Source organism: Desulfosporosinus sp. SYSU MS00001, from assembly GCF_049943955.1.
Taxonomy (GTDB): domain Bacteria; phylum Bacillota; class Desulfitobacteriia; order Desulfitobacteriales; family Desulfitobacteriaceae; genus Desulfosporosinus.
Window position 1 is genome coordinate 304,091 of the sequence record NZ_JBNFTW010000004.1, and the last position, 12,715, is coordinate 316,805.

A 12,715-nucleotide genomic window follows, 5' to 3' on the forward strand; every position below is an offset into this window, starting at 1 on the left:
GGATGAAAAAGCTAGCGTTTGAATATGGTGAAGGACTGATGGAAGCAGAATTACCGGATAATACGGATGTTTTTGTTCCGGGAGAGACTGTAGCCGATCCTCCTGCTCTGGAAAATATTGTAGAAAGTACCCGCAAAGCCATACTTAACCCCATTGGCCTTAAGCCGATCAGTGAACAAGTCAGTAAAGGTTCCAAGGTTGTGATTGTCTTCCCGGACAGAGTAAAAGGCGGATTCCAGGAGAACTCGCATCGCAAAGTTTCTACGGCAATCATCATCGAAGAATGTCTGAAAGCTGGAGTGGAAAAGAAAGATATTCATTTGGTCTGCAGCAACGGACTTCATCGCAAAATGACGAAGGAAGAAATCAAGACGATCTTGGGCGATAAATTATTTAATGATTACTGGTGGTCTCATCAAATAACCAACCACGATAGTGAGGACTGGGACAATTTAGTGGACCTCGGCTGCGATGAGATGGGAAACCCGGTGATTATGAATAAAAAAGTCTATGAAGCTGATCTGGCTGTGCTGATCGGCCATGTTTTGGGCAATCCTTATGGCGGCTATTCCGGAGGCTATAAACACTGCGCTACAGGCATAACCCACTGGAAATCCATTGCTTCCCACCATGTCCCCCATGTCATGCACCGGGACGATTTTACCCCCGTCAACAGCCATAGCCTGATGCGCAGGAAGTTTGATTCGATTGGGCAGCATATGGAAAAATGCATGGGCAAGAAATTTTTTGCCTGTGATGCCGTGCTGGATACAGCGCAAAGACAGATTGCGGTTTTTGCCGGTTATGCCAAAGAGATTCAGCCCCTTTCCTGGGAAATCGCCGATCAAAGAACCTATGTGCCCTGGGCCACGAAAAAATATGATGTCATAGTTTTCGGCATGCCGCAGAATTTTCATTATGGCAACGGTATGGGCACCAATCCGATTCTGATGATGCAGGCTGTATCGGCCCAGATTATCAGGCATAAAAGAGTCTTAAGCGACAATTGCGTCGTTATTTGTTCCTCGATTTGCAACGGTTATTTTCATGATGAAGAATTTCCCGCTTATCGAAGAGTTTATGACCTATTCCAGAAAGATTATCACAATGTCCTGCCTGATCTGGAAAAGTACGGTGAATATCTGGCTCAGGACGAAGAGTATATTGCCAAATATCGTTTTAATTTCGGCTATCATCCCTATCATACCTTTTCCATGATTTCCTGCGGCCATATTGCTGAAAAACATTGTTCGGCTATCTATGTAGTAGGAGCTTATGAACCGGGTTATGCCAGAAGTATGGGTATGAAGACCAGAGCGACTTTTGAAGAGGCTTTAAAGGATGCGGAAAAGTACGTCGGCAAGACTCCGAACATCTTAGCTTTGCCCAGAGCCTTTAAAACGGCCAGTGTTCATCTGGGTATGCAGGAAGGGGCGTTTTAATATGCCCCTCATACCCCTCCGCCCCTTATTGGCAGCAACACAAAGGTATGGTTTTGCCCAGGGAGCTTTTAATGTCAACAGTGTTATCCAGGCCGAAGCGGTCATTGAAGCTCACGAAATGTTCAGGTCAGCTGCCATACTGCAGGGGGCTGACTTGGCTAATGCTTTTATGGGCGGAAACGCTGATTTTTTAAAGGGAACCCTGGAAGACAAACAGCGAGGTGCCAGGCTTATTGGCGAAGCCGTAAAAAGGCTCAGTCAGGATTCTTCTATACCGGTTGTACTTCATCTGGATCACGGTAAGGATTTCGCTTCCGTTAAAGCGGCAATTGATGGAGGTTTTACGTCGGTGATGATTGACGGTTCCCATCTGCCGTTTGCCGAGAATGTCGAGCTGACCCGTGAGGTTGTCCAATACGCTCATGAGCGGGGAATTACTGTGGAAGGTGAGCTGGGGGTACTCTCCGGTGTAGAGGATGATGTTTTTTCCGATCATTCGACCTATACCAATCCCCTCAAAGCCGTCGAGTTTTGCAAAAAGACCGGCGTGGATTGCCTGGCTATTTCTTACGGCACCAAACACGGCGCCGTGAAAGGTGAAAACGTCCAATTACGCAAGGAAATTGTCATCGCGGTTACAGAGAATCTCAAGCATGAAGGAATCTTTGGCGTTCTTGTCTCTCATGGTTCATCACTGGTTCCTCGGTATATTGTCGAGAAAATTAATCAATTGGGCGGAACAATCAAGGGTGCCAACGGCATCCCCATGGATGAACTTAAATCCGTTATTAAAGCCGGAATTGGCAAGATCAATATTGACACCGACCTTCGGTTGGCAGTAACCCGAAATATACGGGAGTATTTAGTGGGAAATAGCTCTGCCCCCAAAAATCCGGTTCTAAAAGCTGTAGCGGAGCTCATGAGTCAAAAGCCGGAGCAGTTTGATCCCCGGGGTTATTTAGTTCCCATTATGGATAGCTTTATTACCGGTCAAGCCACGGATCCCGAGGTCTTGGATATCTTTAAGAGCATAAAACAAGGAGTGCAGGAAGTCGTTGGGACACTCATTGTCGAGTTCGGTTCAGTCGGTTCTTCCGCAAAGGTGGAAGCAGTAAGTTTAGAGGAAATGGCTCAACGTTACCAAAGAAATTCTTAGAGGGCAGGGAGCAGCATCCTGACTTTCCTGGGGTCCTGGGTGTATGATAAAAAGCATGAGCGTTCAGGGCGATATGAAGGAGATGATCCAGGATGTTAACGTTGACGACATTATATATAGTTCTGGTTGTTTTGATGGCCAGCCTTTTACAGACCTTGACCGGGTTTGGCTATGCTTTGTTGGCGACACCCTTGCTTACCCTGGTTTTAGGCACTAAAGAAGTCGTAATGTTTACGCTGGTGACCTCAACGTTAGTCAACGTGATTATGATTTGCCGAACCGCCGGGAAAGCAAGGTTTCGTCAGCTTATTGTTGCCTTCGTGGCCAGTATCGTAGGGATACTTCCCGGCCTGTATGTCATGAAGGTGATCAGTGAGAGTGTTTTAAAAGGCTTTGTTGGCATTGTTCTTATCTTAAGTTCCCTTCTCATGACTAAGAGTACCGGGATTAAAATCCACCGCCAAGGACTGTTCAAGGCCGTGCTTGGTTTCATAAGCGGTTTTCTGACGGCCACAACCGGTCTGGGCGGACCACCGATGGTTTTATGCATGATAGCACTGAGTGAAGACAAGGAGCTTGTGAGGGCCAGTCTGGCACGTTTGTTCCTGCTTTCAAACATCGTAACCCTAAGTATGTCTTATTTTACGCAAACGTTTCACTTGGACTACCTCAATTTCAATGTCTTGTTTGCCTGCCTGGCAATTTTTCTGGGCTACTGGATCGGTGAAAAGCTCTTCGTACGTCTCGATTTTCCGACCCTTAAAAAATTCGGGCTGATCATTATTCTCATCAGTGGTCTGGCTATGTTAGCTCAATTATTTTTACATTAATAATTTCACCAAAGAGCAATCTCAAGACGAGAAAGGAAGCTAATAATATGCTCGTAACAAGCAAAGAGATGATTTTAGATGCTCAAAAGAGAGGCTATGCTGTACCGGCCATTAATACCGGAGGAGGAAATTACGACATTATACGCTCCATTTGTTATGCTGCCGAAGAGATGAAATCACCGATTATTTTGGCTCACTACGTGGCAACCGGCAAATATTCGGGTGACGATTGGTTTGTTGAGGTTTGCAAATGGCTAGCTAAGAAAGTGTCGGTCCCGGTAGCTATCCATCTGGACCATGGTGATAGCTATGACATCTGTGTTAAGGCTTTACAATATGGATTTACCTCAATTATGCTGGATTGTTCCGCTGAATCCATTGAGGACAATATCAAACATACCAATGAAGTTATGAAGGTTTGCCAAGTTTTCGGAGTCCCCATTGAAGCAGAAGTCGGCGAGTTGGTGCGCTTGGACGAAACGGGCGCGACCCTGGAGAATAAGAACATCGCCAGGGTTGAGGATGTCAAGCAGTTTGTAGAAGGCTGCACTCCCGACATGCTGGCAATTGGTATCGGTAATGCTCATGGCTTTTATAAAGGTGAACCGCTGATTCGCTTAGACGTCCTGCGCCAGGTACGTGAAATTACGGATATTCCTTTGGTGCTCCACGGCTGTACCGGTATGCCGGATGAAGCCGTCAAAGAGGCTATCCGTATTGGTGTGGCTAAGATCAACTTTGGGACATTAATTCGCCATAAATATGTTGAGTATTTTAAAGAAGGACTGGAAACCTTGAATCACCAAGGACACTCCTGGAAGATCTCTCAATTCGCTGAGAAGAAGCTGGAAGGCGTCATTAGAGATATTATCGAGTTATCCGGCTCGGCCAATAAGGCTTAACGTTATGAACCGAATCAATTTTATATAATCTGAAATCAGCGTCGACAACCTCGTCGCTGAAGTTCTTCTTACTTGAACATAACTTGTTTAAAGAAAATCCACAAAGAAGTATCTTATCGTAGGACTTCTGCTTCTACAAGTGGGAGAGGGTCCCATACTTTGCCTCGGTGGGGGTAGAGTCCATCCTTGAGCGTGATAGCATTTGTTGTCACCGAAGCTCCGATGTTCGGTTTTAGCTGAACGAGTTCACTTCAGGTAGGTTAATAGTTAAGAGGAGGCAATTTTTAATGGAAGAGAAAAAACTAAATGTAGGATTGATCACAACCGTATCGGGGAGATGGCCGACTGAACTTCCTACTAAGAGGCATCATGACTACTCTGCGTGGCTGGCAGACAATTTCCCCGCCATGACTATAGTAAAAGCTGACAAGTTAGCCGTTGATATGAAGGATGTTGAAGAGGTTATCATATCGTTTAGAAAAGCAGCCGTCGACCTTGTTATCCTCCTGTTGGGGGCTTTCACCGGTGACAACGCGGCTGCTCTAATTGCAGAAGAACTAAAGGTTCCGGTACTGATTTGGGCGCCCTATGAGCCGCCTTTCGACGGAGGCAGGCTGATGGCTAACTGTCTCGTATCAGCAACGATGAATGCCGCAGCTCTGCACAGGCTGGGATACAAAGTTCATTTCGTCTATGGCGACTATACGGACAACAGGGTTCAAAAGGAAGTAACCCAATATCTCAAAGTTTATGATACCATCAAAAAACTAAGAAACACCTTTTTGGGCCTTTTAGGCTATCGACCGACAGCCTTTTATAGCTCAACCTTTGACGAAACACTAATTCGTCAAAAATTTGGGATTAAGATGGAGGAATTTGACCTCAAGGTTATTTTTGATCTGGCAGAAAAAGCCGATCCTGCAAAAGTTCAGGCCGATGCAGACAATATAAAAGCTCATGAGAATGTGCAGAACCTTCCCGATGGCCATCTGGAAAATCACAGCAGGCTCGTTTTGGCCTTGGAAGAGTTTATTCGCCAACAAGGTTTTAACGCCCTGATATTAAAATGCTGGCCTGAAATGGGCAATCTGAAGTTCACACCCTGCGGGGCCATGGCCCGCTTTGCTGACAAGGGATTTGTCATTGGCTGTGAAGGTGATATGGATGCCACCATTGCCATGCTCATTCAAAAATACCTGACCGGAAAAACAGTCTTTATGTCCGACTTGATCACCATTGATGAAAAAGCCAATACTGCCCTTTTCTGGCACTGCGGCCAGGCAGGAAAGTCTCTTAAAGACCCGGAGAGTGATTTCATCGTCAGCAATCACCCTCTGGCCGGACAGGGAGTTGCTTTCTACACGACACTCAAGCCCGGCAAGGTTACCATCGCCCGGATGTCTAAGATCGGCAATGAGTATAAACTCTTCCTGACAAAAGGTGAAGCCATCCCTACTCAAAGGGTTACCAAAGGAGTCATGGTCAATGTCGTTATGGAAGAGCCGGTCTTGAAAATGTTGTACAGGATTGTTGAGGAAGGTGTTCCCCATCACTATAGTATCGTTTGGGAAGATGTCGCCGAAGAGATGAGATTGTTGTGTAAGGTGTTAGGAATCGAAGTGATCGAGTAAACCATATTGTCTATTTTAGTTTCAGACCTTGTTCCAAAAGAAATGTCTACGAATAGAAATAGTCAAAAAGGGTTTCAGGGTTCCTTGATAGGAATTCTGAAACCCTTTTTGACTATTTCCGGAAGGCTAGAGGGCTTTAGCGTTTGAAGATTATTGCTATAAAAGGTAAAGCGATGGGAGTAGCTTAGGTTTTATTTTGGCGCTGATTTGGGCTTCAGGGGTGCTGAATAGTTAGTTATACTGAATGGTTTGGCTATTTTGTGGAAAGTTAACTATGGCCTGTTTGTAAGTTCTGCAATTGGTCCTTAAGAAGTCTCTGAGAAAATAAAATTGATTAAAAATAATAAACGGTTTCATAAGAAAGGGACGTATCTCATGGAAAATAGCGCTGATCTCCAGAATCACCTTACAAATAAATTATTGCAGCAAGGAGCGTTGGCTGTCGGCTATACGAAAATAAGGCAGCAAGAGCCTGTTATGGTGATTGGCTTCCCCTTCTCGGATCAATGGATTTTAAATCATCCCTTTTACATCACGAAAAGGTTTGAGGAAGAGGTATGGACAAGCTGGAAACTGTTGAGGGATATTGCCCAGGTTTTACGCAGTGAAGGATATTCTGCAGACATTAAAACCCCGCTCTCGCTATTCGGGGATTTTCGCCCTTTGGCAATCGCGGCGGGGCTGGGAAACTGGGGGAAAAACGGACTGGTCACAAACCCTAACTATGGTTCAAAACTTTTATTTGCTGCGATTTTTACAAATGCACCCTTACAAGGCAGTGTTGCAGAGAACTTGGGTTTAATTAATGAGTCCTGTGACAACTGCTCACTGTGTATTGACGCATGTCCGGCAAAAGCATTTCAGGATAACAGATTTCATAAAATACGTTGTTTCCCAAAAGCGCTTCGGGGATGCTCGGAGTGCCTTCAAGTTTGCCGGGGAAGGGTTCAATTGCATTAGGGCGAGTTAATTAAGAATAATTAAGACTTAAGAATAGAGAGCTGTGATTCGAAAGGGTAATTTATCCAATCATAAGACTCTTTCTTTTACAAGTGGCAGTGGTTCCCATACCTTGCTTCGGCGAAAGTGTTCACAGGACACTTTCGCCGAAGGAGTTCACTTTAATAAATTTCAGCGAATTCGGATCAAATTATTAATCAGAACAAAAAGTAAAGTGTGAATAATAATCAAATTAGAACTTTGGCAAAAATACTTGTTATTTTTATCACTATAAGTTAATATTTGTTTTACATAGTGGAAACGTGTTTCGGATAATAGAACTAACATTGTAACTAATTATGAATTAATATCTATTATTTATGTGCAGAAAATAACAAAGGGGTATTACAAATGAAAAAAGTTGACGAGGTTTTGGAAAAGTTTCGATACGCTAAAGAAAACCTTATTCAAATTCTGCTCGAACTACAGAGGCTTTCGGGAAAAAACTATTTACCTGAGGAATGGGTGGAGTATGTTGCGAAGGCCCTTGACATGCCTATGAACAAGGTGTACGGAGTTATGACCTTCTACGGGATGTTTAGCACCAAGCCCAGAGGAAAAAATCTCATTGAAGTTTGTAAGAGCGGTCCCTGTCATGTGTCGGGTTCTGATGGCATTGAACTGATGTTAGAAAAAGAGTTGGCAATTAAGCCGGGGCAAACAACAGAAGATGGACTCTTTACTTTAGAACGTTCCAATTGCTTTGGCGCTTGTGATATAGCCCCTGCCATAAAAATCGGCGAAAAGGTTTATGGCAATTTAACGCCGGACTCGCTCAGAGCGGTCATTAAATCTTACAGAGAGGAGGCTTAACAGCATGGAAAACACCAAGATATTAAGCTCGCGTTTTGGAAAAATTAGGCCGGACTCAGTGGAAGAATTTGTTGCTGCCGGTGGCTACGAAGGGCTAAAAAAAGCTATTACCATGAGACCTGAAGAGATTATTCAGGAGATTAAAAACGCCTATCTTTTTGGACGAGGAGGAGCGGCATATCCTACGGGAGTTAAGTGGGAACAGGCTTATGCTATTCCTCTGGAAAAAGGGCCCAAATACATGATTTGTAATGCGGACGAAGGAGAACCGGGAACATTTAAGGACCGCCATATTATGGCCGAAGATCCCTTGATGTTAATCGAAGGGATGACAATTGGGGCCTTTATTTTCGAGGCAAAGGAAGGATACATCTATTGCCGGGGGGAATATTCCGGGATTCAAGAAATATTAAGGAGCGCGATTAAGAACGCTACAGAGGCTGGATTTCTCGGAGAAAACATCCTGGGTACGGGACTGAATTTTAATATTAAAGTGGTTTCAGGAGCCGGGGCTTATGTTTGCGGAGAAAATACCGCCTTGGTGGAATCGATCGAAGGAAAAACCGGCAGACCGAGACGTAAACCGCCCTATATCAAGAATGCGGGCCTTAATATGATGCCCACTGTATTAAATAACGTCGAGACTTACGCCTGTATTCCCTGGATTGTTAAGGAAGGCGGAGAAAAATTTCTATCGTTGGGGACGGAATTCAGCGGCGGGACAAAATTGATGTGTCTCTCTGGAAATGTTGTTCAGCGGGGAGTATATGAAGTGCCTTTTGGGACGACCCTCAGAGAACTTATTTATGATCTCGGTGGCGGAATTGCTGACGGCAAAACATTGAAATTTGTTCATTTGGGTGGATCAAGTGGAGCTTGTTTCCCTGAAGAATTACTGGATACAAAAATTTGTTATAACGACCTTCGGAAAAACGGTTTATCACTGGGTTCAGGTGCCGTTCTTGTTGTCGATGATAGTCATTGTGTTGTGGATTATCTCAAGACGGTCATGGAGTTCTTCGAAGATGAGTCTTGCGGTAAGTGTACTCCATGCCGGGAAGGAAATCGAAGAATGGTTGAAATCCTGGAGAAGCTGACTTCAGGCAGAGGGACAAAGGAAGACCTCGAGCGTCTCCAAAGATTAGCTCGGACGATGAGAAATACAAGCTTTTGCGGTTTGGGTCAAAGCGCTCCAGTTCCTGTTACTACACTGCTCAAGCATTTTGCGAATGAATTTGAAGCTCATGTTCAGGGTCAATGTCCCAGTGGAAAATGCAGCATGAGTGGGGTAAGGAGGTAAATAAGGATGGAAAAGATTAACCTAACAATTGATGGTATAGATATTTCCGTTGCCAAGGGTTCTACGATTTTACAAGCTGCCAAAGAAGCCCGGGTAGATATTCCAACTCTCTGTTTCCTGCAGGGGGTTCATGAGCCAGGCTCTTGCAGAATTTGTGTCGTTGAAGTTGAAGGCTGGAGGGGACTGCAGCCTGCCTGCGTAACAAAAGCCGAGGAAGGGATTGTGGTTAAAACCTCAAGTAAGCTCGTGCGAGAGACACGGAGGGATATCTTAGAACTCATATTGGCAAATCATAATCGGGAATGCTTATCTTGTAAAAGAAATCAAAAATGTGAACTCCAAAAGCTCGCTGAGGATTTTGGCATTGACTCCAATTACTATGAGAAAAAAGGAACTAGTGTGGAGTTGGATCAATCTGGCCCGGTGGTCAGGGATACCAGCAAATGTGTTTTATGCGGCAGGTGTGTCAGCGTTTGCTCGAACATCCAAAAGGTTAATGCTATTGAATTAGCCTATAGAGGGCCCGATACCTCCGTTACCACTCCCTATGAACAAAGTCTGTCTCTTCGTTCCTGCATTAATTGCGGGCAGTGTATAAAGGTTTGTCCCGTAGGCGCGCTCCAGGAAAGAGATGATACGGAAAAAGTTTGGAATGCGCTTGAAGACCCGGAGGTCCATGTCGTCGTACAAACGGCTCCTGCCGTCAGGGTTGCTTTGGGTGAGGAATTTGGCCTGCCTGTTGGAACTAATGTTAAAGGGAAAATGGTAAGTGCCCTGAGAAGATTAGGCTTTAATAGGATATTCGATACTACCTTTAGCGCAGATCTTACCATCATGGAAGAAGGTACAGAACTGCTGCATAGGATCAACAATGGAGGCAAGCTGCCGCTGATTACCTCCTGCTCTCCGGGATGGGTCAAATTCTGCGAGCATAATTATCCGGATTTTCTGGATAATCTATCAAGCTGCAAGTCGCCCCAGCAGATGTTTGGAGCGGTAGCTAAGTCCTATTATCCGCAAAAAGCCGGTCTTGATGCGGAGAAGGTCTTTGTTGTCTCGGTTATGCCTTGTACAGCTAAAAAGTTTGAAGCAGACCGCGAAGAACTGAGGATCAATGGACTTAAGGATGTTGATGCCGTCATAACGACGAGAGAACTCGCTAAAATGATTAAACAAGCGGGCATAAATTTTAATGAACTATCAGATAGCCATTATGATGAACTTCTTGGCACTTCAACTGGTGCCGGTGTAATCTTTGCCAATACCGGTGGGGTTATGGAAGCAGCTCTGCGAACAGTCGCTGATATCTTGACTGGTGAAGATCTTCAAACCATTGAATATCACGAAGTTCGTGGTTTGGAGGGAATCAAAGAAGCAACAGTCAATGTTAATGGGATGAAATTAAACGTGGCAATTGCCCATGGCACGGGTAATGCGGCGAAGCTCCTTGATACGATCAGGGAAGGTAAAGCAACCTATCATTTTATTGAAGTTATGGGTTGCCCTGGAGGTTGCATTAATGGCGGCGGTCAGCCAATTCTTATGGATAAATCCAAAACTCTAGAGGTTAATCAATTACGAGCTGCTAGTATCTATTCCTTAGACAGAACGGCCGTTAAGAGAAAATCCCATGATAATCCTGAAATTAAAAAGATTTACGCAGAATTTCTGGACAAACCCGGCAGTAGTAAGGCCCATCAATTATTGCACACTCACTATATTGCCAGAAACTAAAGAGTTGTTTTAAGCATCAAACACCTACGTGTTCATTAAAAATAGTAGTTTTTCAGGAGAATCAAGGTAGATTTCGATGGAATTTATAACTCAAAAGACCATTGTTTTTTACTTGAAAAATAAATAAACAATAACACAAAAGAACTCCGTAGTATTGCGGAGTTCTTTTTGTCCTTAGTTAAGTAATTCTGCATTCTCAAACCAGTTTCCGATAACTTCGGGTTGGTTTGCTTTGTCTAATTCATCGAGAAATTGTTCATCTTTATTAACGATAATCCATTCGCCGGATTGTTCGCTATACTGAATTCTTCCTAAAGTTCTGGCTGATCTTTGAGTCAAATTACCTGAAGGGTAGAAGGAAATAATGTCTTTACCAAAGATTTTTTTCCCCGTTTTGTCCAAAAGATTCGTGTATTGCATGATATCAATACCTATAAAAGCTATGACCTTCTCTTCCCAATCGTTTTCATAATGACTTGATAAACAGTCCAAGGTATAATGAATTCCTTCCGAGGAAATATGAACGGGATATTCGGTGTGCCCTAACTTTTTCAGATAATCAGGAAGCCATAAATCTTGATCATAAATCAAGGCCTTTTCTTTTTCATCGTAAGCTCTGAATTCTCTTTCGACTTTGCCCATATCACCGCTCCCTTTATGATTTAGTTATTTTCAGTATAGTCTAAATAGTAGGCATCGTCTATAATATTCGACTTTTTCTATCATTTATTTATGAAAATTTTTAAGAAAACATTTATCATCGTGCAGCGTCACCTGCTTATCTTTTACTTAGTATGTGACGCGATCACCTTTATATGGAGTTGCTTCACGATAGATTATATAAGTAGGTTACAATTCATGCATGGCTTCTTGAAGAGGGAAGTCAAAAAGGGACAGGCACGTTGCCTTTCGAAACAACGTGCCTGTCTCACTTTAGTTAGTGTTTGTAAATTGAAAAATTTAGTGAATCTACTGTTGGACCGTATAAGACAAGTCTGCAGTAGCTGAGATTGTAATCTTTTCCGGACTTTGTGGTTGGGGAGTTGCAGAACCGCTAAGGGAAACTGTATTTCTGGGATAAGGCTGAATATTTGAATCTGAATTAAAGTCAATTCTGAGGCTATCTAATTTATCCAACGTAACACCTAAAGCATTGGCACTACTGAGAATATTCTCCTTCGCAGCGGCAATCGCGGAAGCAATCACTTGATCTTTGTACTTTCCTGGGTCCTGGATGGAATAGTTAACCGAATTTACATTGACCTCGCTGATATCTGCCAGTTTATCGAGAATATCCCCGACTTTATCTAACTCTTTAATAGTTACTGTCATACTGCTATTCGAAGAGTATACAGTAACTTCATTTTTAGTAGTATCATCTGATTTGGTGTAAGAATAGGTGGAATAGTTTGTAGTCTTAATGGCATCTTTGCTTAGGCCTTCACCTACGAGCAAATCCATGGCCTTGTTAACAGCAATCGAATTATTTTCCTGGGCTAAAGCCGCACTGTTTGCTTCAGTTCTAACGGATAAGTTGAGTTGGACTATGTCCGGGTCTACGTTCACGGAACTGGTTGCCGAAGTTTCGATTGTTCCTGGTTGTTGAATTTCCGCTGCTGATGCAGTTTGAGCAAATAATAGGGTTAGTACAAGAGCAAAAAATATAAGCTTAATACTTTTTTTCAAAAGAGACGCCTCCTTAATAATTAATCATTCTAATAAAACACAAACAAAAAAGTAACTAATCAATTTTTAAGGGTATTTACGGTCCGCCTTAGTAAATAACCAATATCCATGCAATCGTGAGATTCCCGTTTCTCTAAGTAGGAGTGGTGCCGGCGAACTATCTTAGTACTATCGTCGTTGGGGATATAGTCCTTCTACGGAATCCTTATTTTTTAGCTTTAG

The 12,715-nt window shown here is 43.5% G+C and carries 11 protein-coding genes; 9 read left to right on the forward strand and 2 right to left on the reverse strand.

The features are described from left to right. Positions 1-2 precede the first annotated feature (2 nt). The 9 genes from ACPUYX_RS10100 to ACPUYX_RS10140 all read left to right on the forward strand — a co-directional run bounded on the left by ACPUYX_RS10100 (position 3) and on the right by ACPUYX_RS10140 (position 10,807). The gene (locus tag ACPUYX_RS10100) at positions 3-1,442 is read left to right on the forward strand and encodes a lactate racemase domain-containing protein (protein WP_426379532.1); all 1,440 of its coding nucleotides are present in this window, start codon (positions 3-5) and stop codon (positions 1,440-1,442) included. Position 1,443: 1 nt separating this feature from the next. After that, complete coding sequence (locus ACPUYX_RS10105) at positions 1,444-2,598, forward strand: class II fructose-bisphosphate aldolase (protein ID WP_426379533.1); 1,155 nt, start codon at positions 1,444-1,446, stop codon at positions 2,596-2,598. A gap of 92 nt (positions 2,599-2,690) precedes the next feature. Next, on the forward strand, positions 2,691-3,428 hold the full coding sequence (locus ACPUYX_RS10110; protein ID WP_426379534.1) for a TSUP family transporter: 738 nt from the start codon (positions 2,691-2,693) through the stop codon (positions 3,426-3,428). Positions 3,429-3,475: 47 nt separating this feature from the next. Further along, positions 3,476-4,330: a class II fructose-bisphosphate aldolase gene (locus tag ACPUYX_RS10115; RefSeq protein WP_426379535.1), complete on the forward strand. Its 855-nt coding sequence runs from the start codon at positions 3,476-3,478 to the stop codon at positions 4,328-4,330. Positions 4,331-4,617: 287 nt separating this feature from the next. Continuing rightward, positions 4,618-5,961: an L-fucose/L-arabinose isomerase family protein gene (locus tag ACPUYX_RS10120; RefSeq protein ID WP_426379536.1), complete on the forward strand. Its 1,344-nt coding sequence runs from the start codon at positions 4,618-4,620 to the stop codon at positions 5,959-5,961. A 375-nt stretch (positions 5,962-6,336) separates the two neighbouring features. Further along, positions 6,337-6,921 (forward strand): 4Fe-4S ferredoxin, encoded by a 585-nt coding sequence (locus ACPUYX_RS10125; RefSeq protein ID WP_426379537.1) that lies wholly within the window; start codon positions 6,337-6,339, stop codon positions 6,919-6,921. A gap of 390 nt (positions 6,922-7,311) precedes the next feature. Continuing rightward, entirely contained in the window at positions 7,312-7,773 is a 462-nt protein-coding gene (locus ACPUYX_RS10130; RefSeq protein ID WP_426379538.1) for an NAD(P)H-dependent oxidoreductase subunit E, read from the forward strand. A 4-nt stretch (positions 7,774-7,777) separates the two neighbouring features. Further along, a complete protein-coding gene (locus tag ACPUYX_RS10135; protein WP_426379539.1) occupies positions 7,778-9,073 on the forward strand; it encodes a complex I 51 kDa subunit family protein in 1,296 nt (431 codons plus the stop codon). A 6-nt stretch (positions 9,074-9,079) separates the two neighbouring features. After that, positions 9,080-10,807 (forward strand): NADH-dependent [FeFe] hydrogenase, group A6, encoded by a 1,728-nt coding sequence (locus tag ACPUYX_RS10140; protein WP_426379540.1) that lies wholly within the window; start codon positions 9,080-9,082, stop codon positions 10,805-10,807. A gap of 174 nt (positions 10,808-10,981) precedes the next feature. Here the strand turns inward: ACPUYX_RS10140 and ACPUYX_RS10145 are convergent, their stop codons facing one another. Together ACPUYX_RS10145 and ACPUYX_RS10150 are read right to left on the reverse strand one after the other, a co-directional pair. Further along, positions 10,982-11,449 (reverse strand): YopX family protein, encoded by a 468-nt coding sequence (locus ACPUYX_RS10145; protein WP_426379541.1) that lies wholly within the window; start codon positions 11,447-11,449, stop codon positions 10,982-10,984. Positions 11,450-11,776: 327 nt separating this feature from the next. Beyond that, the gene (locus ACPUYX_RS10150) at positions 11,777-12,493 is read right to left on the reverse strand and encodes an SIMPL domain-containing protein (RefSeq protein ID WP_426379542.1); all 717 of its coding nucleotides are present in this window, start codon (positions 12,491-12,493) and stop codon (positions 11,777-11,779) included. Between the last annotated feature and the right edge of the window lie 222 nt (positions 12,494-12,715).